This is a genomic window from Streptomyces sp. R-07 (genome assembly GCF_049913175.1).
In the GTDB taxonomy this organism is placed as follows: domain Bacteria; phylum Actinomycetota; class Actinomycetes; order Streptomycetales; family Streptomycetaceae; genus Streptomyces.
This window is the reverse complement of record NZ_CP183978.1, coordinates 3,708,155-3,735,152: the sequence shown is the minus strand read 5'-3', so window position 1 is coordinate 3,735,152 and position 26,998 is coordinate 3,708,155. Positions and strand designations below refer to the sequence as shown.

The 26,998-nt window shown below is 71.7% G+C and carries 27 protein-coding genes; 21 read left to right on the top strand and 6 right to left on the bottom strand.

The genetic code is table 11. The features are described from left to right. Positions 1–4: 4 nt before the first annotated feature. A complete protein-coding gene (locus tag ACN9M0_RS16925) occupies positions 5–484 on the bottom strand; it encodes a sugar transferase (RefSeq protein ID WP_366037428.1) in 480 nt (159 codons plus the stop codon). A 203-nt stretch (positions 485–687) separates the two neighbouring features. Between ACN9M0_RS16925 and dnaK the strand changes: the two genes are divergently transcribed. From dnaK to ACN9M0_RS16905, 4 genes are read left to right on the top strand one after another with little or no spacing between them, the layout of a single operon-like run. Then, positions 688–2,526 (top strand): molecular chaperone DnaK, encoded by a 1,839-nt coding sequence (dnaK, locus tag ACN9M0_RS16920; RefSeq protein WP_399696145.1) that lies wholly within the window; start codon positions 688–690, stop codon positions 2,524–2,526. After that, positions 2,523–3,164 (top strand): nucleotide exchange factor GrpE, encoded by a 642-nt coding sequence (gene grpE, locus ACN9M0_RS16915; RefSeq protein ID WP_366041598.1) that lies wholly within the window; start codon positions 2,523–2,525, stop codon positions 3,162–3,164. The genes dnaK and grpE overlap by 4 nt, the downstream gene beginning before the upstream one ends. 30 nt (positions 3,165–3,194) lie before the next feature. Continuing rightward, entirely contained in the window at positions 3,195–4,376 is a 1,182-nt protein-coding gene (gene dnaJ / locus ACN9M0_RS16910) for a molecular chaperone DnaJ (RefSeq protein ID WP_366041597.1), read from the top strand. A 4-nt stretch (positions 4,377–4,380) separates the two neighbouring features. Continuing rightward, the gene (locus ACN9M0_RS16905) at positions 4,381–4,824 is read left to right on the top strand and encodes a heat shock protein transcriptional repressor HspR (protein WP_366041596.1); all 444 of its coding nucleotides are present in this window, start codon (positions 4,381–4,383) and stop codon (positions 4,822–4,824) included. Positions 4,825–4,995: 171 nt separating this feature from the next. Here ACN9M0_RS16905 and ACN9M0_RS16900 read toward each other — a convergent pair whose 3' ends face one another. After that, positions 4,996–5,976 (bottom strand): helix-turn-helix transcriptional regulator, encoded by a 981-nt coding sequence (locus ACN9M0_RS16900; RefSeq protein ID WP_366041595.1) that lies wholly within the window; start codon positions 5,974–5,976, stop codon positions 4,996–4,998. Between the two features lie 133 nt (positions 5,977–6,109). Between ACN9M0_RS16900 and ACN9M0_RS16895 the strand changes: the two genes are divergently transcribed. Together ACN9M0_RS16895 and ACN9M0_RS16890 are read left to right on the top strand one after the other, a co-directional pair. Then, positions 6,110–6,322, top strand: a complete 213-nt coding sequence (locus ACN9M0_RS16895) for a hypothetical protein (protein WP_366041594.1) — start codon at positions 6,110–6,112, stop codon at positions 6,320–6,322. 8 nt (positions 6,323–6,330) lie between these two features. Next, positions 6,331–6,648 carry a (2Fe-2S)-binding protein gene (locus ACN9M0_RS16890; RefSeq protein ID WP_041129982.1) on the top strand — a complete coding sequence of 106 codons (318 nt, stop codon included), beginning with the start codon at positions 6,331–6,333 and terminating at the stop codon, positions 6,646–6,648. Positions 6,649–6,752: 104 nt separating this feature from the next. Here the strand turns inward: ACN9M0_RS16890 and ACN9M0_RS16885 are convergent, their stop codons facing one another. Beyond that, a complete protein-coding gene (locus ACN9M0_RS16885; protein ID WP_366041593.1) occupies positions 6,753–7,157 on the bottom strand; it encodes a pyridoxamine 5'-phosphate oxidase family protein in 405 nt (134 codons plus the stop codon). A 122-nt stretch (positions 7,158–7,279) separates the two neighbouring features. On the opposite strand from ACN9M0_RS16885, the gene clpB reads away from it, so the two are divergent. Then, entirely contained in the window at positions 7,280–9,871 is a 2,592-nt protein-coding gene (clpB, locus tag ACN9M0_RS16880; RefSeq protein WP_366041592.1) for an ATP-dependent chaperone ClpB, read from the top strand. 1 nt (position 9,872) lies between these two features. On the opposite strand, the gene ACN9M0_RS16875 is transcribed toward clpB, so the two are convergent. Continuing rightward, entirely contained in the window at positions 9,873–10,292 is a 420-nt protein-coding gene (locus tag ACN9M0_RS16875; protein ID WP_366041591.1) for a hypothetical protein, read from the bottom strand. Between the two features lie 140 nt (positions 10,293–10,432). Between ACN9M0_RS16875 and ACN9M0_RS16870 the strand changes: the two genes are divergently transcribed. After that, positions 10,433–10,969 (top strand): YbjN domain-containing protein, encoded by a 537-nt coding sequence (locus ACN9M0_RS16870; RefSeq protein WP_366041590.1) that lies wholly within the window; start codon positions 10,433–10,435, stop codon positions 10,967–10,969. A gap of 21 nt (positions 10,970–10,990) precedes the next feature. Here ACN9M0_RS16870 and ACN9M0_RS16865 read toward each other — a convergent pair whose 3' ends face one another. Further along, complete coding sequence (locus ACN9M0_RS16865) at positions 10,991–12,196, bottom strand: hypothetical protein (protein ID WP_426405306.1); 1,206 nt, start codon at positions 12,194–12,196, stop codon at positions 10,991–10,993. A 116-nt stretch (positions 12,197–12,312) separates the two neighbouring features. Continuing rightward, the gene (locus ACN9M0_RS16860) at positions 12,313–13,494 is read right to left on the bottom strand and encodes a pyridoxal phosphate-dependent aminotransferase (protein ID WP_426403838.1); all 1,182 of its coding nucleotides are present in this window, start codon (positions 13,492–13,494) and stop codon (positions 12,313–12,315) included. A 328-nt stretch (positions 13,495–13,822) separates the two neighbouring features. Here ACN9M0_RS16860 and ACN9M0_RS16855 point away from each other — a divergent pair, with 328 nt between their 5' ends. The 13 genes from ACN9M0_RS16855 to ACN9M0_RS16795 all read left to right on the top strand — a co-directional run bounded on the left by ACN9M0_RS16855 (position 13,823) and on the right by ACN9M0_RS16795 (position 26,958). Beyond that, positions 13,823–14,014, top strand: a complete 192-nt coding sequence (locus ACN9M0_RS16855) for a hypothetical protein (protein ID WP_426403837.1) — start codon at positions 13,823–13,825, stop codon at positions 14,012–14,014. A 52-nt stretch (positions 14,015–14,066) separates the two neighbouring features. Beyond that, positions 14,067–14,294, top strand: coding sequence for a hypothetical protein (locus tag ACN9M0_RS16850; RefSeq protein ID WP_426403836.1), 228 nt, complete (start codon positions 14,067–14,069; stop codon positions 14,292–14,294). 216 nt (positions 14,295–14,510) lie between these two features. Further along, complete coding sequence (locus ACN9M0_RS16845; protein ID WP_366041566.1) at positions 14,511–15,029, top strand: DUF2617 family protein; 519 nt, start codon at positions 14,511–14,513, stop codon at positions 15,027–15,029. Between the two features lie 96 nt (positions 15,030–15,125). After that, complete coding sequence (locus ACN9M0_RS16840; protein WP_399699475.1) at positions 15,126–16,829, top strand: spermidine synthase; 1,704 nt, start codon at positions 15,126–15,128, stop codon at positions 16,827–16,829. 65 nt (positions 16,830–16,894) lie between these two features. Then, a complete protein-coding gene (locus ACN9M0_RS16835) occupies positions 16,895–17,797 on the top strand; it encodes an SRPBCC family protein (protein ID WP_426403835.1) in 903 nt (300 codons plus the stop codon). Between the two features lie 155 nt (positions 17,798–17,952). Further along, entirely contained in the window at positions 17,953–18,738 is a 786-nt protein-coding gene (locus tag ACN9M0_RS16830) for an aldose 1-epimerase (protein WP_426405305.1), read from the top strand. Positions 18,739–18,748: 10 nt separating this feature from the next. Then, positions 18,749–19,288, top strand: coding sequence for an orotate phosphoribosyltransferase (gene pyrE, locus ACN9M0_RS16825; protein WP_426403834.1), 540 nt, complete (start codon positions 18,749–18,751; stop codon positions 19,286–19,288). Between the two features lie 221 nt (positions 19,289–19,509). Next, on the top strand, positions 19,510–20,532 hold the full coding sequence (gene fbaA, locus ACN9M0_RS16820) for a class II fructose-bisphosphate aldolase (protein ID WP_231073442.1): 1,023 nt from the start codon (positions 19,510–19,512) through the stop codon (positions 20,530–20,532). Between the two features lie 85 nt (positions 20,533–20,617). Further along, positions 20,618–21,784, top strand: a complete 1,167-nt coding sequence (locus ACN9M0_RS16815; protein ID WP_366042871.1) for a MalY/PatB family protein — start codon at positions 20,618–20,620, stop codon at positions 21,782–21,784. Positions 21,785–21,887: 103 nt separating this feature from the next. Then, on the top strand, positions 21,888–23,885 hold the full coding sequence (locus ACN9M0_RS16810; protein WP_366042872.1) for an Ig-like domain repeat protein: 1,998 nt from the start codon (positions 21,888–21,890) through the stop codon (positions 23,883–23,885). An 81-nt stretch (positions 23,886–23,966) separates the two neighbouring features. Then, entirely contained in the window at positions 23,967–25,508 is a 1,542-nt protein-coding gene (locus ACN9M0_RS16805; RefSeq protein ID WP_426403833.1) for an MFS transporter, read from the top strand. Between the two features lie 15 nt (positions 25,509–25,523). Next, positions 25,524–25,937 (top strand): DUF3151 domain-containing protein, encoded by a 414-nt coding sequence (locus tag ACN9M0_RS16800; protein ID WP_073811230.1) that lies wholly within the window; start codon positions 25,524–25,526, stop codon positions 25,935–25,937. Positions 25,938–26,067: 130 nt separating this feature from the next. Further along, positions 26,068–26,958 carry a DUF3152 domain-containing protein gene (locus tag ACN9M0_RS16795; RefSeq protein ID WP_399699297.1) on the top strand — a complete coding sequence of 297 codons (891 nt, stop codon included), beginning with the start codon at positions 26,068–26,070 and terminating at the stop codon, positions 26,956–26,958. The last annotated feature ends 40 nt before the right edge of the window (positions 26,959–26,998 follow it).

The window sequence follows — 26,998 nt, the reverse complement described above, 5'->3', positions numbered from 1 at the left end:
TCGCTCAGGCAAACCTTGCCGCGCGACGCCTGCGTACTGCTGGAAGCGTACGCGCAAGGATCAGCAGATCCATCCCCAGCCAGTGGTGGTCCACATAGTGGAGATCGAGCAGCTCGCGCTCCTCCCACGGCAGGTCCGACCGGCCGCTGATCTGCCACGGTCCGGTCAGTCCCGGGCGTACGGAGAGCCGGCGGCGGCCCTCGCCCGCGCACTCGCGGTGGGACGGGGTCAGCGGGCACGGTCCGACGAGCGACATCCGGCCGGCGATCACGTGCAGCAGCAGCGGCAGCGCGGCGAGCGGGCTCCTCGTGCGGAAGGTCAGCATCGTGAAGGGCCGCCCGGCCAGGCCGGCCACCGTCCGGCGGCGCAGCACCGCGCCGCTGCCGCTGAGGGTGACGGAGAGGGCGGTGCCGGCGATCAGCGGGGAGAGGGCGAGGAGCAGGAGGATCCCGCCCGCCACGTCGAACGAGCGCTTCGCCGTCATGCGGTCACATCCTCCGGCGGGAATCCTGGGATATGTCCGGACTCTCTCATGTGAACCTGGTCAAAGCGGGGGAACGACGCGCCCGTTGAGCGTCTTCGCGGGTGAAGAGTTGAGTCGGCTCGACTCAGGTCTGTTGACGCAGGCGACCTCCTCGTGCATCCTTGAGTCTGTTCCACTCAAGTCAGTCAGCTGGAGGAATTGAAATGGCACGTGCGGTCGGCATCGACCTGGGCACGACTAACTCCGTCGTCAGCGTTCTGGAAGGCGGCGAGCCCACCGTCATCACCAACGCCGAGGGCGCCAGGACCACGCCGTCCGTCGTCGCCTTCGCGAAGAACGGCGAGGTGCTCGTCGGCGAGGTGGCCAAGCGTCAGGCCGTCACCAACGTCGACAGGACCATCCGGTCGGTCAAGCGCCACATGGGCACCGACTGGAAGATCGAGATCGACGGCAAGAACTTCAACCCGCAGCAGATGAGCGCCTTCATCCTGCAGAAGCTGAAGCGCGACGCCGAGGCGTACCTGGGCGAGAAGGTCGTCGACGCGGTCATCACCGTCCCCGCGTACTTCAACGACTCCGAGCGTCAGGCCACCAAGGAGGCCGGTGAGATCGCGGGCCTCAACGTCCTGCGCATCGTCAACGAGCCGACCGCGGCCGCCCTGGCGTACGGCCTCGACAAGGACGACCAGACGATCCTCGTCTTCGACCTCGGTGGCGGCACCTTCGACGTGTCCCTCCTGGAGATCGGCGACGGCGTCGTCGAGGTGAAGGCCACCAACGGTGACAACCACCTCGGTGGTGACGACTGGGACCAGCGCGTCGTCGACTACCTGGTGACGCAGTTCCAGAACGGTCACGGCGTGGACCTGGCCAAGGACAAGATGGCTCTCCAGCGTCTCCGCGAGGCCGCGGAGAAGGCGAAGATCGAGCTCTCGTCCTCGACCGAGACCTCCATCAACCTGCCGTACATCACGGCCTCCGCCGAGGGCCCGCTGCACCTGGACGAGAAGCTCACGCGCGCCCAGTTCCAGCAGCTGACCTCGGACCTGCTCGACCGCTGCAAGGTGCCGTTCCACAACGTCATCAAGGACGCGGGCATCAACCTCTCCGAGATCGACCACGTCGTTCTCGTCGGTGGTTCGACCCGTATGCCGGCCGTCGCCGAGCTCGTCAAGGAGCTGACCGGCGGTCAGGACGCCAACAAGGGCGTCAACCCGGACGAGGTCGTCGCCATCGGCGCCGCGCTCCAGGCCGGTGTCCTCAAGGGTGAGGTCAAGGACGTCCTGCTCCTCGACGTGACCCCGCTGTCCCTCGGCATCGAGACCAAGGGCGGCATCATGACCAAGCTGATCGAGCGCAACACCACGATCCCGACCAAGCGGTCCGAGATCTTCACGACGGCCGAGGACAACCAGCCGTCCGTGCAGATCCAGGTCTACCAGGGCGAGCGCGAGATCGCGGCGTACAACAAGAAGCTCGGCATGTTCGAGCTGACCGGTCTGCCGCCGGCCCCGCGTGGCGTCCCGCAGATCGAGGTCGCCTTCGACATCGACGCCAACGGCATCATGCACGTGACCGCGAAGGACCTGGGCACGGGCAAGGAGCAGAAGATGACCGTCACCGGCGGCTCCTCGCTGCCGAAGGACGAGGTCGACCGGATGCGCCAGGAGGCCGAGCAGTACGCGGACGAGGACCACCGTCGCCGCGAGGCCGCCGAGTCCCGCAACCAGGGCGAGCAGCTCGTCTACCAGACGGAGAAGTTCCTCAAGGACAACGAGGACAAGGTCCCCGGTGACGTCAAGGCCGAGGTCGAGGCCGCGCTCGTCGAGCTGAAGGACAAGCTCAAGGGCGAGGACACCGCCGAGATCCGCACCGCCACCGAGAAGGTCGCGGCCGTCTCGCAGAAGCTCGGCCAGGCGATGTACGCCGACGCCCAGGGCGCCCAGGCGGCCGGCGGCGACGCCGGTCAGGCCAAGGCCGAGGACGACGTCGTCGACGCCGAGATCATCGACGACGAGCCCCAGAAGGGTGGCCAGGCGTGACGGAGGAGACCCCGGGCTTCGAGGAGAAGCCCGACGTCCCCGCCGACGGCACGCCCGAGGAGACCGAGGCCGCCGACTCCGCCGACAAGGCGGAGGGGGCGGCCCCGGCCGGGGACGCCACTGACGTGGCTCTGCTGGCGCAGCTGGACCAGGCCCGTACGGCGCTCGGCGAGCGCACCGGCGACCTCCAGCGGCTCCAGGCCGAGTACCAGAACTACCGCCGCCGCGTGGAGCGGGACCGGGTCACGGTCAAGGAGATCGCCGTCGCGAGTCTCCTGTCCGAGCTCCTGCCCGTCCTCGACGACGTCGGCCGGGCCCGGGACCACGGCGAGCTCGTGGGCGGGTTCAAGTCGGTGGCCGAATCGCTGGAGACCGTCGTCGCCAAGATGGGTCTGCAGCAGTTCGGCAAGGAGGGCGAGCCCTTCGACCCGACGATCCACGAGGCCCTGATGCACTCGTACGCGCCGGACGTCACCGAGACGACCTGCGTGGCGATCCTGCAGCCGGGGTACCGGATCGGCGAGCGGACCATCCGGCCCGCCCGCGTGGCCGTCGCCGAGCCCCAGCCGGGCGCGGCTCCGGCCAAGGACGAGAAGCAGTCGGCCGACGAGGAGAGCGGTGCCCCCGAGGAGGGGTGACGCAACGATCGTCCGGAAGGAGGGACGTCGATGAGCACGAAGGACTTCGTCGAGAAGGACTACTACAAGGTCCTCGGCGTCCCCAAGGACGCCACCGAGGCCGAGATCAAGAAGGCGTACCGGAAGCTCGCCCGCGAGAACCATCCCGACGCCAACAAGAACGACGCGAGCGCCGAGGCGCGCTTCAAGGAGATCTCCGAGGCGAACGACGTCCTCGGCGACCCCAAGAAGCGCAAGGAGTACGACGACGCCCGCGCCCTCTTCGGGAACGGCGGCTTCCGGGCCGGCGGCCCCGGCGCCGGCGGCTCGTTCAACTTCGACCTGGGCGACCTCTTCGGGGGCGCCCAGGGCGGCGGGGCGGGCGGCGGCTTCGGGGGCGGCGGCGGGATCGGGGACGTCTTCGGCGGCCTGTTCAACCGCGGCGGGGGTGCGGGCACCCGTACCCAGCCGCGGCGCGGCCAGGACATCGAGTCCGAGGTGACGCTCAGCTTCACCGAGGCCATCGAGGGCGCGACCGTACCGCTGCGGATGTCCAGCCAGCAGCCGTGCACGGCGTGCTCGGGCACCGGCGACAAGAACGGCACGCCCCGGGTGTGCCCGACCTGCGTCGGCACCGGGCAGGTCTCGCGCGGCAGCGGCGGCGGCTTCTCGCTCACCGACCCCTGCGTGGACTGCAAGGGCCGCGGCCTCATCGCCGAGAACCCCTGCGAGGTCTGCAAGGGCAGTGGCCGGGCCAAGTCCTCCCGCACCATGCAGGTCCGCATCCCGGCGGGCGTCGGCGACAACCAGAAGATCCGTCTCCGCGGCAAGGGAGCGCCGGGCGAGCGCGGCGGGCAGAACGGCGACCTGTACGTCGTCGTGCACGTCGACGAGCACCCGGTCTTCGGCCGCAAGGACGACAACCTCACCGTCACGGTGCCGGTCTCCTTCACGGAGGCGGCGCTCGGCGGCGAGATCAAGGTGCCGACCCTCGGCGGCCCCGCGGTCACCCTCAAGCTGCCCGCGGGCACCCCGAACGGCCGGACCATGCGCGCCCGGGGCAAGGGCGCGGTCCGCAAGGACGGCACGCGCGGCGACCTCCTCGTGACGGTCGAGGTGGCGGTGCCGAAGGAGCTGGACGACAAGGCACGTGAGGCCCTGGAGACCTTCCGCGAGGCGACGGCCTCCGAGGATCCGCGGGCCGAGCTGTTCCAGGCCGCGAAGGGAGCATGAGCAGATGGAAGGGCGCCGCCGCAATCCGTTCGAACTGACCGACGAGTCGCCGGTGTACGTCATCTCGGTGGCGGCCCAGCTCTCCGGTCTCCACCCGCAGACCCTGCGGCAGTACGACCGTCTCGGGCTGGTCTCTCCGGACCGCACGGCCGGACGGGGCCGCCGCTACTCGGCCCGTGACATCGAGCTGCTGCGCACCGTCCAGCAGCTGTCGCAGGACGAGGGCATCAACCTGGCCGGAATCAAGCGGATCATCGAACTGGAGAACCAGGTCGCCGCGCTCCAGGCCCGGGTGTCCGAGCTGTCGGCGGCGGTCGAGGGCGCGGCGGCGACGCTGCGCCAGCGCGAGGCCCAGGTGCACGCCTCGTACCGCCGGGACCTGGTGCCGTACACCGACGTGCAGCAGGCGAGCGCCCTCGTGGTGTGGCGCCCGAAGCGCGGCGAGTAGCCCTTCCCCTGTCATGACCGAGGCCCCTTCCACAGCTGTGGAAGGGGCCTTCGTCCGTTCCCGCCGACGGCGCTCAGGGGGCCCGTACGAGCTCCACGGTGGGCAGCCGGGGGCCGGAGAACCGGGGCGTTCCGGCGGCCCGGTCGAGGCCGATCAGTGCGTCCACGGCCGTCAGCTGTCCCGTTCGAGGATGCCGGACTGGGCGATCAGGTAGCCGAGCTGTGCGCGGCTGCCACTGCCCAGGGCGGCGGCGAGCTTGGCGATGTGCGCGCGGCAGGTCCGTACGTTCATCCCGAGCCGGCGGGCGATGGCCTCGTCGACGTGGCCCTCGACGAGGAGCTTGGCGATGGAGCGCTGGACGCCGCCGATGCCGTCCGTCTTGATGTCGTACGGGATCTCCTCCCGTATCGGCACCGCCAGCTGCCAGAACTGGTCGAAGACGCCGCCGAGGTAGGCGACGAGACCGGGGTGGCGCAGTTCCAGGGCGACCTGGCGGTCGCTGCGGGCCGGGATGAAGGCGACCTCGCGGTCGACGATGATCAGCCGGTCGATGATCTCTTCGAGGGTGCGGACCTGGACCTCGGGGCCGACGTGCTCCAGATAGGTCAGCGTGAGCTCGGTGTGGCGTGCGGTGTGCTGGTAGAGCGTGCGCATGCTGATGCCGCGTCCCAGGAGCGGGGAGACGCGGTCGAGGGCCTCCGTCAGGGCCTGGGCGGGGCGGCCGCCGCCCGGCTGGACGGTGAGGAGTTCGTGGCGGCAGTTGGCCACGACGCGGTCGAGGGTCGAGTTGATGCGGTCGATGCCTTCGAGCACGGTGATGGCGTGTGTGGTGGGTGAGTCGTGGGCGCTGATGGCCATGAACGGCTCGAAAGCGTCCGACAGGGCGACGGTGCGTCGCCGGCGGTCGAGTATTTCCCGTTCGATCGGCTGGAGCAGCTGGGCGAGCGCCGCCGAGGGGGGAACCGGCCGCAGCCACTGCGCGTCGTCCGGATCGGGGTGCAGCAGCGACAGATCGAGGAGGCAGGGCGTCTCGACCGCCTCTGACCGGGGTATTCGCCCGGTGCGCAGAGCGGCCGCATACAGCTCGGAGCCCGCTTCGCACAGTTCGGCGTGCGAATGAGGGTGACCTGATTCGTCCGCTTGTTTCCGCATATGTACACCCCCAGGCTCCTGCATCTCAGGAACATGATGCCTGGGTTTGGTGGTGCAGGCGCAGAGAGTAAGCCATCGTCTTACTCGCGGGGGTTGGAAAAGAGACGTTGCCTTCAAGTGAGGTTGCTCGGTGATGATGAAGAAGCTCATACGCGCGGCGGCTGGACTCGCCTTCATCGCGGCCGCCACAGTGGGCGCGGGTGTGGCCCTCGACCCGGGCTGGCACTCGGGTACGGCGGAGGTGCAGGCCGCTCCGCTCGACCCGGGCTGGCACCTCGCGGCCCCCACGCTCCTCGATGACCCGGGCTGGAGCGTGGCCCCCCAGCAGGACCCCGGCTGGAGCTAGTCGGGCGCATGAATGTTCCCGATGACCCCAGGTTCCGCCGGGAGATGGCTTCGGCCTATCGCTCCGGCTGGCACTTCGTCGATCTCGCCACGGCCATCCCCCACCGTGGCGACTCGCTGAAGGTCACGCTCTTCGGAGAGCCGATCGTCGTCGCCCGTGAGCAGGACGAGGACGTCCGCGCGTACCGCTGTCTGCGCCGCCCCCGAGGCGCACCGCAGCCCATCCGCTGTGCCATCCGGTACGGCATGATCTTCGTCAACCTCGACCAGCGGGACCACCAGCTGATCGAGCCAGAGGCCATCACCGCCACCCCCCGCAGTGCCTGAGCGATTCCCCCGTCGTTGTAGATCGCTCCGGCACTTCCCCCACACAGCGGCGCCATCGCGGACCTGAAACGCGATGGCGCCGCTGTGCTTTTGTCCGCCGTCCGTCAGGCGCGGCCCATCGCCCGGGTGAGGGCGATCTCGATGACGACCCGGTCCGGGTTCGGGGCCGGCGTGCGGCCGTACCGCTCGGCGTAGCGGCCGACGGCGTCCGCGACGGTCTCGGCCTCCGTACGGATGCGGGCGACGCCCTCCAGGGTGGCCCAGCGCCCCTTGTCGACCTGGCAGACCGCGACCCGCGCGCCGTCCGCGCCCGCCGCCAGGACGTTGGCGACCTTCCGGCTGTTCTTGTTGGTGATCACGCGCGCGTACCCGCCCTCGGGGTCGTACGTGACGCCGACCGCGACGACGTGCGGTGTGCCGTCCGGGCGCGGGGTGGTCAGGGTGCACATGTGGTACTCGCGCCAGAAGCTCAGGTACGAGTCGGAGGGGTTCCTCGGGTCTGTGGCCATGCCCGGAAACTACCCGGCGCGGACCTCCCTCCGATACCTTGAGCCGCTTCGACTCAACTTTGTGTACTCTGGAGAAGTCATAGAAGGAGAGGACCCACGAGAACCCAGGAGGAGCACCGCACGTGGACGCCGAACTGACCAACCGGAGCCGGGACGCGATCAACGCGGCGAGCAGCCGCGCCGTGTCCGCGGGACACGCCGACCTGACCCCCGCGCATCTGCTGCTCGCGCTGCTGACCGGTCAGGACAACGAGAACATCACCGACCTGCTCGCCGCCGCCGAGGCCGACCAGGCGGTGGTGCGCGCCGGCGCGGAGCGGCTCCTCGCCGGGCTGCCGAGCATCACGGGGTCCACGGTCGCGCCCCCGCAGCCCAGCCGCGACTTCCTCGCCGTCATCGCCGACGCCGACAAGCGCGCCAAGGAGCTCGGCGACGACTTCCTCTCGACCGAGCACCTGCTCATCGGGATCGCCGCCAAGGGCGGCCGGGCCGGTGAGATCCTCGACGCGCAGGGCGCGAGCGCGAAGAAGCTGCTCGACGCCTTCGAGACGAGCAGGGGAGGACGCCGGGTGACCACACCCGACCCGGAGGGGCAGTACAAGGCACTGGAGAAGTTCGGCACGGACTTCACCGCCGCCGCGCGCGAGGGCAAGCTGGACCCGGTCATCGGCCGCGACCACGAGATCCGGCGCGTGGTCCAGGTGCTGTCCCGCCGCACCAAGAACAACCCGGTCCTCATCGGTGAGCCCGGCGTCGGCAAGACCGCCGTCGTCGAGGGCCTTGCCCAGCGGATCGTGAAGGGCGACGTCCCCGAGTCCCTGAAGAACAAGCGGCTCGTCTCGCTCGACCTCGGCGCGATGGTCGCCGGCGCGAAGTACCGCGGCGAGTTCGAGGAGCGACTGAAGACCGTCCTCTCCGAGATCAAGGAGAGCGACGGCCAGATCATCACCTTCATCGACGAGCTGCACACGGTCGTCGGCGCGGGCGCCGGCGGCGACTCCGCCATGGACGCCGGCAACATGCTCAAGCCGATGCTGGCCCGCGGCGAGCTGCGGATGGTCGGCGCGACCACCCTCGACGAGTACCGCGAGCGGATCGAGAAGGACCCCGCCCTGGAGCGCCGCTTCCAGCAGGTCCTGGTCGCCGAGCCGACCGTCGAGGACACCATCGCGATCCTCCGCGGCCTCAAGGGCCGCTACGAGGCCCACCACAAGGTGCAGATCAACGACTCCGCCCTGGTGGCCGCCGCGACCCTCTCCGACCGGTACATCACCTCCCGCTTCCTGCCCGACAAGGCCATCGACCTCGTCGACGAGGCCGCCTCCCGGCTCCGCATGGAGATCGACTCCTCGCCCGTCGAGATCGACGAGCTCCAGCGCTCCGTCGACCGGCTCCGCATGGAGGAGCTGGCCCTCAAGAACGAGACGGACGCGGCGAGCAAGCAGCGCCTGGAGAAGCTGCGGCGCGACCTCGCCGACCGCGAGGAGGAGCTGCGCGGCCTCACCGCCCGCTGGGAGAAGGAGAAGCAGTCCCTCAACCGCGTCGGCGAGCTGAAGGAACGCCTCGACGAGACCCGCGGCCGCGCCGAGCGCGCCCAGCGCGACGGCGACTTCGACACCGCCTCCAAGCTGCTGTACGGGGAGATCCCGGGCCTGGAGCGGGAGCTGGCGGAGGCCTCCGAGGCCGAGGCCCAGCAGGAGTCCAGCAAGGACACCATGGTCAAGGAGGAGGTCGGTCCCGACGACATCGCGGACGTGGTCGGCGCCTGGACCGGCATCCCCGCCGGCCGCCTCCTGGAGGGCGAGACGCAGAAGCTTCTCCGCATGGAGGACGAGATCGGCAAGCGGCTGATCGGCCAGTCCGAGGCCGTCCAGGCCGTCTCCGACGCGGTGCGTCGCACCCGCGCCGGGATCGCCGACCCCGACCGGCCCACCGGCTCCTTCCTCTTCCTCGGCCCGACCGGCGTCGGCAAGACCGAGCTGGCGAAGGCGCTCGCGGACTTCCTCTTCGACGACGAGCGGGCCATGATCCGCATCGACATGTCGGAGTACGGCGAGAAGCACTCCGTCGCCCGTCTGGTCGGCGCGCCTCCCGGCTACGTCGGCTACGAGGAGGGCGGCCAGCTCACGGAGGCGGCCCGCCGCCGCCCGTACAGCGTGGTCCTGCTCGACGAGGTGGAGAAGGCGCACCCGGAGGTCTTCGACGTCCTGCTCCAGGTCCTGGACGACGGACGCCTGACCGACGGACAGGGCCGGACGGTGGACTTCCGCAACACCATCCTGATCCTCACCTCGAACCTGGGCAGCCAGTACCTGGTCGAGCCCCTGACCTCGGAGGACGTGAAGAAGCAGCAGGTCCTGGACGTCGTGCGGGCGAGCTTCAAGCCCGAGTTCCTCAACCGGCTCGACGACCTGGTCGTCTTCTCGGCGCTCGACCGGGCCGAGCTGGGCCGGATCGCGCGGCTCCAGATCGACCGGCTCGCGAAGCGGCTCGCCGAGCGGCGCCTCACCCTGGACGTCACCCCGGCGGCCCTGGAGTGGCTCGCCGAAGAGGGCAACGACCCCGCGTACGGCGCGCGGCCGCTGCGCCGGCTGATCCAGACGGCGATCGGCGACCGGCTCGCCAAGGAGATCCTCGCGGGCGAGGTCCAGGACGGCGACACGGTCCGGGTGGACCGCTTCGAGGACGGCCTGATCGTCGGGGCCGTCCGGTAGCTCAGGTGTCGAAGGCCTCCACACGTACGAGGGCGGTGACCCCGTCCTCGTACGTGACCCGGACGTGCACGTACAGCTGCTCGTCGAACGACACGTCCACGCACCGGTCCTGCTCGCAGGCGTAGGCCGGCTCGCCGGTCGGATAGGTGGCTTCCAGCCAGGGCCCGACCTCGGCGCGCGGCATCCGGAATTCGGCCGTGGCCTGGGTGTCCTGCCAGTGGGCCGCCGTGCAGTGGGCGTCCTCGGCGCTCATCGGGAGGCTCCCCCGGGCGAAGGCCATCAGCTGGGCACAGTCGACCGGCTTCGACTCGCCGATCTCGCTCCAGGCCATCGCGCCCCAGACGAGCACGGCCAGTGGCCCCCCGCAGAACAGGGTCACGAGCGCCGAGACCCAGACCCAGGTCCACGGTCGCGGCTTCACCGGTGTCGATTTCTTCGCTGTTTTCTCCCCCATGCGCACCAGATCTTGTCAGCCCGCAGCGGATCGCGGGAGGTGGGACTTGCCACGTACCGCCCGGCATGGGGGAGGATGGCGAGCATCCGTACGAAGGGAAATTCACGGTGAGCATCGACCCGTCCTCGATTCCGAATTTCGGGGGCCAGCCCCAGCCTCAGGCCGCAGGACCGGCGGGCCCCGTCGTCCCCGACCAGGACCTCGTCAAGCAGCTCCTCGAGCAGATGGAACTCAAGTACGTCGTCGACGACGAGGGTGACCTCGCGGCGCCGTGGGAGGAGTTCCGCACGTACTTCATGTTCCGCGGTGAGGGCGAGCAGCAGGTCTTCTCGGTGCGGACGTTCTACGACCGCCCGCACTCCGCCGACGACCGCGCCAAGGTCCTCGACGCGATCGACGACTGGAACCGCCGCACCCTGTGGCCCAAGGTGTACACGCACCTCCACGAGGAGGAGGACGGCTCCGCCACCCTCCGCCTCATCGGCGAGGCCCAGATGCTGATCGGCACCGGCGTCGCCCTGGAGCACTTCGTGTCCTCCACGGTCAGCTGGGTCCGCGCCTCCATCGAGTTCGACAAGTGGGTCGTCGAGCAGTTCGGCCTGGAGTCTCCCGAGGAGAAGTCCGCGGGCGACGAGGAGGCGTAAGCCCCCTCCGAGCCGCTCGGCTCAGATCGCCATGCGCGCGAGCGTCAGGGCGTAGGCCCCGTAGCAGAACGACAGCCCGGCCAGGGCCGCGACCACCAGGATCGCGGCCCTCGGCCGGGCTTTCGTCACGGCCACCGCGAGCGGGAGCAGCAGCGGGAAGGCCGGCAGCAGGAAGCGCGGCTTCGACTCGAAGAAGCCCGAGCCGCCGACCGCGATCAGCACGAGCACCGCCGTGTACGCGAGCACGGGCAGCGGCAGCCGCTCCGCGCACACGACCAGCGCGAAGAGCAGCACCGCCGCTCCGGTGATGAGCAGCGCCATCGCGAAGCCGAACTGCGTCGGGCCGCCCAGCATGTCCCGTACGAAGACGAGGGCGCCCTTGCCGAGGTCGAAGCGGGAGGTCCAGCCGGACTGCACGGCGAAGTAGCCGCCGAGGAGGTCGCCGCGGCGGGCGCCGACCCAGAGCAGGTACGCCAGCCAGCCCGCAGGCGCGAGCAGGCCCGCCGCCCACACGCGGGGCCCGGACCGGCACCGGGTCCGCCACAGCTCGCAGAGGACGGCGGTCAGGACGGCGGCGGCGACCGCGACCCCGTTCGGCCGGGTCAGCCCGGCCAGGCTCGCCAGGGCGGCCGCCCACAGCCAGCGCCGGGTGAGCAGCGCGTACAGCGCCCAGGCGGCGAACGCGGTCATCACCGGTTCCGTGTACGCCATCGTCAGCACGACGGAGTGCGGCAGCAGGCCCCACAGCAGGACGAGGACGGTGGCGGCCGCCCGCCCGCGCAGCCGCTCCCCGACCAGGTAGACGCCCCAGGCGGCGGCCCCGGCGGCGAGCCAGGACAGCAGCAGCCCGGCGGTGCCCCCGGCGACGGGCAGCACGGTGGTCACGGCCCGGACGAGCGCCGGGTAGAGCGGGAAGAAGGCCAGGTCGTTCAGGACCATGCCGTGCGCGCCGTGGAGGACGCGCCCGTAGCCGTGGGCGGCGATCCCGGCGTACCACTCGGAGTCCCAGGAGGTCGCGAGGAGCGCCCGGGGCGAGCGGCCGGTGTGTCGGGCCCACAGGGTGAGGACGAGCAGTCCGGTGAGCCGGGCGGCGGCGAAGAGCCCGAGGGCGGGCGCCGCCCGGCGCAGCGCCGCCCGCCACCGGGGGCGCCGGGGCCGGTGGCGGTCACGGGGGCCGCTGCGGACCGCGGCCGGGGGCGCCGGGCGGTCGAGGGTCTCGGCGGACAGGGTGCACCTCCGGGCGCGGGAAACCGATCATTACCCGGTAAATCGGTCTACCCGATGATCGTCCCGGCGCCCGGAGGGCGCGCGCGCCCACACCCCCACCCGGCCGAACGGCCTTCTCAGGCGCTCAGGGCCTTGAGCCGGGAGACGGCCTCCTCCAGGACCTCGGTCTGCTTGCAGAAGGCGAAGCGGACGAAGGGGGCGCCGGCCTCGCGGTGGTCGTAGAAGACGGCGTTGGGGATGGCGACGACGCCGGCGCGCTCCGGGAGGGAGCGGCAGAAGTCGAAGCCGTCGGTGGCGCCGAGGGGGCGGATGTCGGTGGTGACGAAATAGGTGCCCGCCGGCCGGTAGACCTCGAAGCCCGCCTGCGCGAGGCCCTCGCTCAGCAGGTCCCGCTTGGCCGCGAGGTCGGCGCGGAGCCGGTCGAAGTAGGCGGCCGGGAGGCGGAGCGCCTCGGCGACCGCGTACTGGAAGGGGCCCGAGGAGACGTACGTGAGGAACTGCTTGGCCGAGCGGACGGCGGAGGTCAGCCCGGGGCTCGCGGTGATCCAGCCGACCTTCCAGCCGGTGAAGGAGAACGTCTTGCCGGCCGAGCCGATGGTGACCGTGCGTTCCCGCATGCCGGGCAGGCTCGCGATCGGCAGGTGCTCGGCGTCGTCGAAGACCAGGTGCTCGTACACCTCGTCCGTGACGACCAGCAGGTCCCGTTCGACCGCCAGCTCGGCGACGGCGGTCAGCTCGGCCCGGGTGAGGACCGTGCCGGTGGGGTTGTGCGGGGTGTTGAGCAGGATCAGCCGGGTCCGGTCGGTGACGGCGGCCCGCAGCTCGTCGAGGTCGAGGACGTAGGTGCCCTCGTGGGGGCGGAGGGTGACGGGGACCCTGGTGCCGCCGGCCATCGCGATGCAGGCCGCGTACGAGTCGTAGTACGGCTCCAGGGCGATCACCTCGTCGCCCGGCTCGACCAGGGCGAGCAGGGCCGCCGCGATCGCCTCGGTGGCGCCGGCCGTGACGAGGACTTCCGTGTCGGGGTCGTACGCGAGGCCGTACCGCTCGCGCTGGTGGTCGGCGATCGCCGATCGCAGCTCGGGGACGCCGGGGCCGGGCGGGTACTGGTTGCCGCGGCCGTCCCGCAGCGCGCGGACCGCCGCCTCCCGGATCTCCTCCGGGCCGTCGGTGTCGGGGAAGCCCTGACCGAGGTTGATCGACCCGGTCCTGGCGGCGAGCGCGGACATCTCGGCGAAGATCGTCGTCCCGAACTCGGCGAGGCGGCGATTGAGCAGCGGTCGTGTCATGACCGCCATCCTGGGGCCAAGCCCGGCCCGCGGCCAAGACCCTCCCGGGGGCGAGCCCCGGCTCGCGGCCGGGAGCCTCCGAGGGGCGAGCCCGGCTTGCGGCCGGGAGCCTCCGGGGGGCGAGCCCGGCTTGCGGCCGAGACCCTCCTGGGGGCCAAGCTCTGGAGTTGCTCAAGTGCGCTTTGGCCGGAGGCCGGAGCGGGGATCGCCCTGGCATGAACATCGCATTCTTCGTCCTCGGGGTCGCGGCCGTGATCGCGCTCGGGGTGTGGCTCATCGCGAGCGGCATGAGGGGGGCGGGGCGGGGGAGCGGCGGGGGCGGTGCCGGCGACAGCTGGTGGGCCGGTTCGTCGTCCTCGTCCTCGTCTTCCTCCTCCTCTTCCTCCTCGTCCTGCTCCTCGTCCTCGTCGTTCTCCTGCTCCAGCTCCTCGTGTTCGAGCTCGTCCTGTTCGAGCTCCTCCTGCTCCTCGTCCTCCTGCTCCAGCTCCTCGTGCAGCTGAAGCTCTGGACTCGCTCAAGTCGGCTTTGACGGGGTGTCGGACCGGGCATCCCCCTCGCACAGAAGAACGGGGGTAGTACAGATGGAATTCGTCATCTTCATCGTCTTCGCGCTGGTGGTGGTCGGCCTGTTCTCCGGCCGGAAGTCGGGCGGCCGGAGGTCGGGCGGCGGCAAGCGGCGCGGCGGGCGCAAGGGCGGCGGCTGGGCCGACGGAGGCGGCGGGGGCGGCTGCGGCGGCAGCAGCTCCTGCGGGTCGGGCGGGTCCTGCGGGTCCGGCTGCGGTGGTGGTGGCTGCGGTGGCGGCAGCTGATTGAACAAGTGAACTGCTGGGTCCCCGAAGGGGTTGGAAAACACGGCAAGTTGGGTAAAAACGCTGCGAGTCGCCCGGCGTCCGTGGTTCTCTCGCTCCTGACAGAGACAGCCCTCGGACCGTGTGTGGACCCGAGCCGGCGATTCCCCACTCCCGTAGAACCTTCTCCGGGGCGCCCCCGGCCCACCCGTCAAACCGTGTTTGCGGAGCCGACCCATGCTCACCACCCTGAAGACCTCCTACACCGACACCCGCGCGTCCGATCTGGCCTGGGCCCTCGGGCGCGAGCCGCTGCCCGCGCTCGCCGTGCTCGATATCGAACTCTCCGGCGCAAAGCTCCAGTTGAGACTGCTCGGCGCCTCTCACCAGGTCCTCCTGGAGGAGGAGGGGCGCCACTGCTCGGAGACCGTGGCCTGTATGCCCGGCAGCAGCACCCCGCTCCCGCTCGGCGTCTCCAAGCGCGTCGGTGAATGGGAGTACGAATTCGCGGCGCGCGTCGAGACGCTCTCGCACGGCTCCTTCGCGGGCCGTGCGCAGGAGTTGCTCGCGCTCGTCGCCGACCACCCCAACGGACTCGCGGGGACCTTCCCCGGCTCCCCGCACGCCTTCACGGCGATGCTGGCGCAGCGCCACGAGGGCCAGGTGCGGTGGCGCACCTGGCACGCCTACCCGCAGGAAGGGCAGTTGGTGGTGACCCGGACCCGTATCGGCGCACATATGCCCGCAACGCTCTGATGCGCCCTCCCGGAGCCCCATGTGCACTCGTGTGGGTGACAAAGGGTGCGACAGTCGTGACGTAGCGTTACGGGCATGATCGAGCCGACCGTGACCATGCCACCCAAGAGGGTGCGCCGGCCGCCTGCGCGGCGGTCCGTGCGGCCGCCGCGCGAGACGGTGCGGTTCCCGGTCCTCGCGGTCGTCTTCGTGTGCGCCGCCTGCGGCCTGGTCTACGAGCTCGAACTGGTCGCCCTCGCCTCCTACTTGATCGGCGACTCCGTCACCCAGGCCTCCGTCGTGCTCTCCGTCATGGTCTTCGCGATGGGGGTGGGCTCGCTCCTCGCCAAGCGGCTGCGCTGCCGCGCCGCCGTCGGCTTCGGCCTGGTCGAGGCCGGGCTCGCGCTGATCGGCGGCTGCTCGGCGATGGTGCTGTACGCGGCCTTCGCCTGGCTCGGCGAATCGCGGTACGTGCTCGTGGCGTTCTCGCTCGCGATCGGGGTGCTCATCGGCGCCGAGATCCCGCTCCTGATGTCGCTCATACAGCGGGACGGGCGCTCGGGCGGCCCCGGATCCCCGGGGGAAGCCACTTCCGGGGCCGGGCGGGCAGGCCGGGCCGGTCGGCAGGCCCCGCTAGGGGACCAGGACGACGCCGCGGGGACGGTCGCCGACCTCTTCGCCGCCGACTACGTCGGCGCGCTGGTCGGCGGCCTCGCCTTCCCCTTCCTGCTGCTGCCCTGGCTCGGCCAGCTCACCGGCGCGCTCGTCACCGGCGCGGTCAACGCGGTCGCGGGCGGCGGGCTCGTCCTCTGGGTGTTCCGCCGCGACCTGACCACCCGGTCCCGCGCCCTGCTCCTCGCCGTGAACCTGTGCGTCCTGACCCTCCTCGCCACCGCGACCGTCCTCGTCGACGACTTCGAACAGGCCGCGCGCCGGGCCGTGTACGGGGAGCGGGTGCGGGTCGCCGTCCACACCGACCTCCAGGAGGTCGTGGTGACCGGTGGCCGCGAGGAGCCGCCCGACCTGTTCCTCGACGGACGCCTCCGGGTGGCCGGCCGGGACGAGTACCGCTACCACGAGGCGCTCGTCCACCCCGCGATGAACGGCCCGCACGCGCGCGTACTGATCGTCGGCGGCGGCGACGGGATGGCCGCCCGCGAGATCCTGCGGTACGCCGGGGTCCGCTCCGTCACCGTCGTCGAGCTGGACCCGGGGGTCGTCCGCCTCGCCCGTACGGACCCGGCGCTCGCCACGCTCAACGCGCAGGCCTTCCGCGACCCGCGCGTCCGGGTGGTCTACGCGGACGCCTTCCACTGGCTCCGGGGCGCCGCCGACCGTCAGCAGGAACGGTACGACGTGGTGATCTCCGACCTGCCCGACCCCGGGATCACGCCCAGCGCCAAGCTCTACGCGGAGGAGTTCTACGGCCTCGTGGCCCGGGTCCTGACCGGCCCCGGACGGTTCGCCGTGCACGCCGGATCGGTCACCGACCGGCCCCGTACCTACTGGACCGTCGACGCCACCCTGCGCGCCGCCGGCTTCGCCACCCGGCCCTACAGCGCGAGCGGCCGCACCCCCGGCTTCGCCGCGGGACCCGACCGCGCCGACCGCGCCGGCGGTACGGAGCGGGGGCCCCGGGACTGGGGCTTCCTCCTGGCCGTACGGGGCGACCGGCCGCCCGCCCTCGGCCTCGCCCCCGACGCGCCCCGGCTGCGCTCGCTCGGCCCCGGGATCCTGGAGACCGCGGCGCGCCGCGCCGAACGGACCCGCGGCGCCGCACCGCCGCCCTCGACCCTCGTGCACCCCCGGTACGGGGCCTGACCGACAGGACACCCCTGGAGTCAAACAGGCGACGCCACGGCCCCGCCTGAGTAGGCTCGGCTTCCATGGAGCATGAGGTGTTCGTTCCCGTCCCGGCCGAGACCCTGCGCGCGACGCTCACGGACCCGGCCCGCGTGGCCCGCTGCGTGCCCGGCCTCCAGCGGGACGCCGACGCGGAGGCCGGGCCCCTCAGGGGCCGGCTCAAGGTGCGGGTCGGCGGCAACACCATCACCTACCGGGGCGCCCTGCGGGTCGTCGAGCGCGACGGTGCCATCACCTACGAGGGGGAGGGCACCGAGGCCCGGGGCAAGGGCTCGGCCGAGCTGTCCCTCACCGTCGTCCTCACCCCGGTGGCCGAGGGCACCAGCCTCAGCTTCACCGGCGGCCTCACGGCGGCCGGCCGGCTCGTCGATGCGACGGACGAGGCCCGCTCCACGGCGGGCGTCAAACTGCTCGACAAGTTCGTGGAGGCGCTGGCCGCGCTGGCGGAAGAGCCTTCCTCGGAGCCTTCCTCGGAGCCTTCCGAGAAGCCTTCCGGGGAGTCCTCCGGGGAGTCCTCCGGGGAGTCCTCCGGGGAGTCCTCCGAGGAGCCGGAGGCGGCTCTTGAGGAGGCCACCGACGACGACGGGGTCGACGACGGGGTGGAGGAGCCGTCCGCCCGGGGCTCCGTCTTCGACGCGCCGCTGCCGCCCCCCTCCCTCGACCCGCTCCTCGACGAGGGGTTCGGCGACACCCCGATCGAGTTCCCCGCCCCGCAGCCCGCCGCCGAGGCCGCCCACGCCCGCCGGACCATGATCGGGCGGAGCGCCGAGGAGGTCGACCACGCCCCGCCGCGCGGCCGGTACGCCCCCGTCCCCGCGCCCGAGGCGTCGAGCGCCGGTGCCACCCTGCGCTGGATCGCGCCGGCCGCGGCCCTCGCGCTCGCCTCGGCCGTCGTCGTCGGCCGGGCCCTGCGTCGGCGCCGCTGAAACGACCTGCCGCTGAAACGACCCGCCGCCGGGACGGACCGGGCCTGAAAGGGCCCCCGCCCGGAACGGTCCGGGCCGCCGTGGAAACCCCCGCGCCGCCGCCGGAACGGTCGGCCGCGTTCGACGTGTCGCACGATTAGGGTCGGAGGGTGAGCATGCAGACGCGACTGACGGCGGGCGACGCCGAGTTGACCATCAACCCCGACCACGGCTGCCGGATCGAGAGCCTGCGCATCGGCGGCACCGAGGTGCTGCGCCAGGGCGAGCGGTACGGAAGCTTCCCGATGGTGCCCTGGTGCGGGCGGACCGAGAACGGCCGCTTCCGCAACGGCGCGACCATGCACCAGCTGCCGGTCGACGCGGCCCCGCACGCCATCCACGGCACCGTCCGCGACCTCGCCTGGAAGCCCGCCCGGGCCTCCGCCACCGAGGCCGTCTTCACCTGCGAGCTCGGGGACCCCTGGCCGTACAAGGGCAGGGTCACCCAGGTCTTCGAGCTCGCCGAGGACTCCCTCACCCTCCGCTTCGGCGTCGAGACCTACGACGACTCCTTCCCGGCGCAGGCCGGCTGGCACCCCTGGTTCCTGCGCAACCTCGGCCGCAGCGGTCAGGACGTACGGATCGGCTTCACGCCCGCCTGGCAGGAGGAGCGGGGGGACGACCACCTCCCCACCGGCCGCCGGATCGACCCCCTCCCCGGTCCCTGGGACGACTGCTTCGGCATGCCCGACGGCGTCGACGTCACCCTCACCTGGCCGGAGGAGCTGGAGCTGAAGGTCGCGAGCCGCGCCGAGTGGGTCGTGATCTACGACGAGCCGGAGGAAGCCGTCTGCGTCGAGCCGCAGTCCGGTCCGCCGAACGGCCTCAACACCCACCCGCGCCTGGTCACCCCGATCGACCCCCTGGAGGTCGAGAGCACCTGGAGCTGGCGGCGCCTTTAAGCTCGTGGGCATGACTGACGTACGCGCTGAGCTGCTCCAGCAGATCAAGGACAAGGCCGTGGTGCACGGCAAGGTGACCCTCTCCTCGGGTCTGGAAGCCGACTACTACATCGACCTGCGTCGCATCACGCTGGACGGCGAGGCCGCGCCGATGGTGGGTCAGGTCATGCTCGACCTCACGGCCGACCTGGACTTCGACTGCGTCGGCGGCCTCACCCTCGGCGCCGACCCGGTCGCGACCTCGATGCTGCACGCCTCCGCCGCGCGCGGGCAGCACCTCGACGCCTTCGTCGTGCGCAAGGCGCAGAAGGCGCACGGCATGCAGCGACGGATCGAGGGCACGGACGTCAAGGGCCGTCGCTGCCTCGTGGTCGAGGACACCTCGACCACCGGCGGCTCGCCGCTGACCGCCGTCGAGGCCGTCCGCGAGGCGGGCGGCGAGGTCGTCGCCGTCGCGACGATCGTGGACCGGGGCGCCGCCGGCGCCATCGCCGAGGCGGGCCTGCCGTACCTCACCGGCTACCAGCTGGCCGATCTTGACCTGGCGTAACCGCCGCGAAGTCGTGACTTAGGTCCCGGACCCCGGTAGGAACGGTCCTGACCTGCATTTTTGCCCAGGGGCGCGGTGTTTCACGTGAAACACCGCGCCCCTCTGCATGCCGCGCCCGTGGGAGCTCGCACAAGAGTCTGGAAGGATGGGTGGCGACGATGACGTCGCCCCCAGGTCAGGGATATCAAGCACACCTCCCGCACATCACAAGGAGCGGACGAATGCCCATCGCAACCCCCGAGGTCTACAACGAGATGCTCGACCGGGCGAAGGCAGGCAAGTTCGCCTACCCGGCCATCAACGTGACCTCGTCCCAGACCCTGCACGCTGCGCTGCGCGGCTTCGCGGAGGCCGAGAGCGACGGCATCATCCAGATCTCGACCGGCGGTGCCGAGTTCCTGGGCGGTCAGTACAACAAGGACATGGTCACGGGCGCCGTCGCCCTGGCCGAGTTCGCGCACATCGTCGCCGCGAAGTACGACATCACGGTCGCCCTCCACACCGACCACTGCCCGAAGGACAAGCTGGACGGCTACGTCCGTCCGCTGCTCGAGGTCTCCGCCGAGCGCGTCGCCCGTGGCGAGAACCCGCTGTTCCAGTCGCACATGTGGGACGGCTCCGCCGAGACCCTCGCCGACAACCTGGCCATCGGCCAGGAGCTGCTCGCGAAGGCCGCCGCCGCCAAGATCATCCTTGAGGTCGAGATCACCCCGACCGGCGGCGAGGAGGACGGCGTCAGCCACGAGATCAACGACGAGCTGTACACCACCGTCGACGACGCGCTCCGCACCGCCGAGGCCCTCGGCCTGGGCGAGAAGGGCCGCTACCTGCTCGCCGCCTCCTTCGGCAACGTGCACGGCGTCTACAAGCCGGGCAACGTCGTCCTCCGCCCCGAGCTCCTCAAGGACCTCCAGGCCGGTGTCGCCGAGAAGTACGGCAAGGCCTCCCCGTTCGACTTCGTCTTCCACGGCGGCTCGGGCTCCACGGCCGAGGAGATCGCCACCGCGCTGGAGAACGGCGTCGTGAAGATGAACCTCGACACCGACACCCAGTACGCCTTCACGCGTCCCGTCGCGAACCACATGTTCAAGAACTACGACGGTGTCCTGAAGGTCGACGGCGAGGTCGGCGTCAAGTCGACCTACGACCCGCGCACCTGGGGCAAGCTGGCCGAGGCCGGCATGGCCGTCCGCGTGACCGAGGCGTGCGCCGCGCTGCGCTCGACCGGCACGAAGCTGAAGTAAGCGCCGAAGGCGAGTAGGTGTTGTACGAGCGGCCCGGTACCCCCACCCTGGCGTGGGGGTACCGGGCCCTCGTCATGTCGGGAGGGTGACCGTGACGTACGACTTCGACCGGGAGATAGACCGGCACGGGACCTGGTCGGTCCAGTGGGACGGCATCGCGGACCGCTTCGGCGTCTCCGATCTCCTCCCCTTCACCATCTCCGACATGGACTTCGCCTCCCCGCCGGAGGTGCTCGCGGCCCTGCGCGAGCGCGTCGACCACGGGGTCTTCGGCTACACCGACTGGCGGCTCGGGGAGTTCCGGGAGGCAATCCGCCACTGGTACGCGAGCCGGTACGGCACCGAGATCGACCCCGGGTCGCTGGTGTACGCCCCTTCCGTGCTCTCCCAGCTCTCGCAGCTCCTCCAGATGTGGACCGGCCCCGGCGACGGCGTGGTCGTCCACACCCCCACGTACGACGGCTTCCGCAAGGCCGTCACCGGGCTCGGGCGCGAGCTGCGCGGCGTACCGCTCGGAGACCTCGAAGCCCTCGAACGGGAGCTGGCCCGGCCGGACAGCCGGATGCTGCTGCTCTGCTCCCCGCACAACCCGACCGGCCGGGTGTGGACGGAGGAGGAGCTCACCGTCTTCGCGGAGCTGGCCGAACGGCACGGCGCGGCCGTCGTGAGCGACGAGATCCACGCCGACCTGACCACCGACGGCCACCGGCACATCCCGTGGAGCCGGATCGCCGAGCCGGGACGGGGCCGCCGCTGGGCCCTGGTCACCTCCGGCACGAAGGCCTTCAACTTCCCGGCCCTCTCCGGTTCGTACGGCATCGTCGGCGACCCCGACGAGCGCGAGGCCTTCGTCCGGCGCATGGAGACCGGCGAGGGCCTCGCCTCGCCCGCGGTGCTCTCGCTGACCGCCCACATCGCCGCGTACCGGCACGGCGCGGCCTGGCTGGACGAGCTGCGCGACTATGTGGCCGGGACGATGGACCTGCTCCGCGAGCGGCTGAAGGGACTGCCGGGCGCGGTCTGGGAACCCCCGCAGGCCGGCTATCTCGCCTGGATCGACCTGCGGCCGCTCGGGATCGAGGAGGCCCGGCTCCAGGAGGAGCTGGTGGCGGTGGAGAAGGTCGCCATCATGCCGGGCGGGGTGTACGGCACGCCGGGCTTCGTGCGGCTGAACGTGGGCTGCCCCCGGAGCAAGGCCGAGCGGGGCGTGGACGCCCTGGTCAGGACGGCGGAGCGGCTGCGCCGCGACTGACGGGATACCGGGAGGCGGGGTGTCGGCGGCGTGATCTAGTCTGCGCTGACCGAGCCCCGATTCCGTGGGCCGGAGACCATGTTTTCTGGGGGGTCTCTTCATCGTGCGCAAGCGCACTCTCTCTGCCGCGACCTCGTTCGCGGTGCTCGTCGGTTCCGCGACGCTGGTCGCGGGTACGGCGGGCCAGGCGGCCGCCGACAGCAGCAAGACCCTTCCGATGTCGTCCGTGGGCGACATGGTGGTGGACGGCGTCCACCGGAAGATCTTCATCAGCGATCCGTACCTCGGGAAGGTCGTCGCGACCGACTACGCCGGCACGGTGCTGAGCACCGTCACCGGCCTGCCCGGGGTCACCGGGCTCGCCCTCTCCGCCGATGCGGGGAGCCTGTACGCCGCGGTTCCGGGCGTTGACGCCGTCGTCGCCCTGGACACGCAAGCGGTGACCGAGACGGCCCGGTACGCCACCGGCGAGGGCACCGATCCGCAGTTCGTGGCTCCCGCGGGCGGCAAGATCTGGTTCGGCTACGGGACCAACGACGACGGCGACATCGGATCGATCGACGCGTCCGGCGAGCAGCCCGTGGTGACCCTGGGCCAGGACGCGGACATCAACTACTCCGGTGCCCCGCGGCTCGTCGCCTCGCCGACGGACCCGAACGCCATCGCCGCCGTGTCCTCGTACTACCACTGGTTCCGGATCGGTGCGTACGACGTGAGCACGGGCACCGCGGTCCGCACCGCGCGGTCGCCCGAGTCCGAGTCGTCCAGCGGGGGCATGGTCGGCGACCTCGCCTACACCCCGGACGGCAGCCGCCTGATCACGGCATCCGCGGGCAACCGGCACCGGGTGTGGCAGACCTCTGACCTCACCGAGGTGGGGGCCTATGCCAGCTCGTACCACGGTGCCGCCGTGGCCGTCGCCTCCGACGGCACGGTGGCGGCGGGATCCGTCGCCCCGTACGACCCGGACGTGTTCGTCTACCGGCCGGGCGAGACGAAGGCCGTGCGGCAGTACGACTTTCCCAACACCGGGATCTACAGCGGCGGCGACAGCCTCGCCTACGGCGCCCTCGCCTGGGAGCCGGGGGGCAGCCGCCTGTTCGCGGTGACCATGGCCAGCAGCGGCGGCAGCACTCGCCTGCAGGTCCTGGACCAGCCCACCAAGTCCGTGCCGACGGTCACCGTGAAGGTCCCGGCCACCGTGACGGTCCTCCAGGCCATCACCGTCTCCGGCACGGTCTCGGCGACGCTGGGGCTGCCTGTCGGTACGCCGCTCACCGTCACGCGGTACGACGCCGAGTTCCCGAAGGGCAAGTCGCTCGGGACGAAGCCGCTCGGGGCGAACGGGGCGTTCTCGTTCGGGGACAAGCCGACCGCGGCGGGGAACGTCACGTACCGCGTGACGTACGCGGGCGACGCCACGCACATCGGCGCCGGCGGCACGGCGGTCGTCAAGGTGACCCCGTTCAAGACCAACCTGACGCTGGACCGGAACAGGCTCACCGTCAACTACGGCACCAACGTGACGTACACGGCCTCCCTCGGCTGGTCGTACCGGAACCGGGTCGTGGAGATCTGGTCCGACCCGTACGGGCCGGAGCCCAAGCGGCTGCTCAAGCGCGGCACGGTCAACTCGGCGGGCAAGCTGTCGGTGACGACCCGGATGACCCGCGACACCTGGGTGACCGCGGACTTCGCCGGTGACACCCGCTCCGGCAGGGCCCACGTCGGTTCCACCGTGTACACCCGGGCCGGCCTGACGACCACGCTGTCCCGGCACTACAAGTGGTCGAAGATCGGCACCATCTGGTACCAGACGTACCACCAGACCTCCGACCCGCTGATCACCGCGTGGAACAACCCGTACCCGGGCCGCAAGACCAAGTACGAGATCCAGGTCTGGTACGCGGGCGCCTGGCGCACCGGCTCCGAGGACTACGTCACGCTGAACGGCGGCGGCATGGCGTACATCACGCTCGACGGCGACGGAGCGGCCGGCATCCGCGCCCGGGTCCGCACCGCGTACGTGGACGGCGTGTCCGGCGACAACGTGAACACCACGGTCCACGGCTCCTGGAAGTACTTCACCTTCACCCGCTGACCCGTCGGCCGCCGCAGCCCCGTCCACCGTCTCCGCGGATTCCGGTGGGCGGGGCTTCGGCGTTCGCGGGATCATGCAGGCATGGACATCCGGATGAGCTCCGGGACGGGACGCTGGATCCTCTTCACGACCGTCCTCGGGTCCGGGATGGCGCTGCTCGACTCGACCGTCGTCAATGTCGCCCTGCCGCACATCGGCGAGGACCTGGGCGCCGACCTCGCCGTCCTCCAGTGGACGGTCAACGCCTACATGCTGACCCTGGCCGGGCTGATCCTGCTCGGCGGCTCGCTCGGCGACCGGTTCGGGCGGCGCCGGGTCTTCGTGATCGGGGTGGTGTGGTTCGCGACGGCCTCCCTGCTGTGCGGGCTCGCCCCGAACGCCGGGGTGCTGATCGCGGCCCGCGCCCTCCAGGGCGTCGGCGGGGCGCTGCTCACGCCCGGCTCCCTCGCGCTGATCCAGGCGAGTTTCCACCCGGACGACCGGGCCCGGGCGGTCGGGCTCTGGTCGGGCTTCGGCGGTGTGGGCGCGGCGATCGGGCCGTTCGTCGGCGGCTGGCTGGTGGACGGTCCCGGCTGGCGGTGGGTGTTCCTGCTGAACGTGCCGCTCGCCGCCCTCTGCGTCCCGGTCGCCCTCCGGCACGTCCCGGAGTCGCGGGACGAGACCGCGCACGGCCGCTTCGACGTGCTCGGCGCGGTCCTGGGCGCGGTGGCGCTCGCGCTCGTCACGTACGCGCTGATCGGCGCGGCCTGGTGGGCCGGGGCGGCCGGGGTCGTGGCCGGGGCCGGGTTCGTCATGGTGGAGCGGCGGCGCGGGGAGCGGGCGATGGTGCCGCCGTCGATCTTCCGGTCGCGGATGTTCACCGCGGTCAACCTGGTCACCCTCTGCGTGTACGCGGCGTTCGGCGGCTTCTTCTTCCTGGCGGCCCTCCAGCTCCAGGTGGTCTCCGGATACTCGGCGCTCGGCGCCGGGACGGCCCTGCTGCCGACGACCGTGCTCATGCTGCTGCTCTCGGCGAAGTCCGGGGAGCTGGGGGAGAAGATCGGGCCCCGGATCCCGCTCACCGTGGGTCCGCTGCTGTGCGCGGCGGGGATGCTGCTGATGCTGCGGGTCGGGGAGGACGCCTCGTACGTACGGGACGTGCTGCCGGCGATGCTCGTGCTCGGGCTCGGCATGACGGCCCTGGTCGCCCCGCTGACCGCGACCGTCCTCGCCTCGGTGGACGTGGCCAGGGCGGGCCTCGCGAGCGGCATCAACAACGCGGCGGCCCGGGCGGCCGGCCTGATCGCGGTGGCCGCGCTGCCGCTGCTCGCCGGGATGGGCCCGGAGGCGTACCGCTCGGCGGCGGAGTTCGACGAGACGTTCCGGCGGGCGATGCCGATGTGCGCGGGGATCCTCGTGGTCGGCGCGGTCCTCGCCTGGACGACCCTGCGGACTCCGGCCGCGGCGGACTGCCACCCGGAGTGCAAGGTCCACTGCGGGGTGACGTCGCCGCCGCTGGACCCGGGGCAGCGGGACGCCGCCGGCGCCCGGGAAGGGGACGGCGGGGCGGGTGCTCCCGCCCGGGAAGGGGACGGCGGGGCGGGTGCTCCCGCCCGGGAAGGGGACGGCGGGGCGGGCTCCTGAGGCAGACTGGGGCCCATGGCCATCCATGAGAACCTCCTGGGGGGACCGGCCCCCACCCACCTGCCCGACGACCCGGGTCCGCGCGAGCTGCTCGCGAACGGTACGGCGCCGGCGGACGTCGCCGCGAAGTACCCGACCTCCTCGCTCGCCTGGGCCCAGCTCGCCGACGACGCGTACGAGCGCGGCTCGGTCGTCGAGTCGTACGCCTACGCCCGTACCGGATACCACCGCGGCCTGGACGCGCTGCGCCGCAACGGCTGGAAGGGCCACGGCCCGGTGCCGTGGGAGCACGAGCCGAACCGCGGCTTCCTGCGCGCGCTGCACTCCCTGGCCCGGGCGGCCGGCGAGATCGGCGAGAAGGACGAGTACGAGCGCTGCACGACCTTCCTGCGGGACTCCTCGGAGACCGCGGCGGAGACGCTCGGCTGACGCTCCCCGCAGCCACCCGGGAGGCTCCCCGGAGCCTCCCGAGAACGCCCTTTCTCCCGCACGGGGGAAAGGGCGTTCGAGTCGGCCGGTACTATCCCCGGAACCGCAGCACTCAAGGGGGGAGTCTGTCGTGGGGAAACGTGGCGCACCCGCGGGACGACGGGGAACCAGGAGGAAACGCGGGTCGGGGGCCCGCCTCGGCCTTCCGGCCCTGGCCCTGGTGACGGTCGCGCTGGGCGCCGGGGCGGCCCTCGCGCACGTGCACGGCAAGGCCGCGGACGGGACGGCGGCCGGACCCGCACCCCGGACCACGACGGCGGAACCGGCACCGCCCCCGACACCGAGCCCGACACCGAGCCCGACACCGAAGTCCTTACCCGAGGCCACACACAAGCCCACGCCCAAGGCGACGTCCGACCCCTCGCCCGAGGCCCCGCCGAAGAGGGCCACCGTCCCGCAGGCCGGTTCCGGCACCTTCACCACCGCGCAGGCCGCCGGCTCGCCCGTCGGCCACACCGGCACCCTGCGCCGCTACCGGGTCCAGGTCGAGGACGGCATCGCCCTGTCGGCGCGCGAGACGGCCGCCGAGATCCAGCGGATCCTGGCGCATCCGCGCGGCTGGGCCGCGCACGGCCGGGGCCGCTTCCAGCTGGTCACCGAGAACGCCGACTTCGTCATCCGGATCGCCACCCCTGACACCGCCGACGCGCTCTGCCTCCGGCAGGGACTCCGCACCCACGGCGAGCTGAACTGCGAGACCGCCGACGGCGTCGTCGTGAACCTCAAGCGGTGGATGCTCGGCTCGCCGACCTTCGCGGGGGAGCCGGCGGAGTACCGGCACCTGATCATCAACCACGAGGTCGGGCACGAGATCGGCATCCGCTCGCACATGGGCTGCCCGGGTCCGGGCAGGCTGGCGCCCGCGATGATGCAGCAGATCAAGGGCCTGGACGGCTGTCGATCGAACGCTTTTCCGTATGACGAAGACGGGAGCTACATCACGGGCCCGATCGTGTCATGATGCGCTTGGGACGCGGGCGCGGAAGCACGCCTCCCGAGGG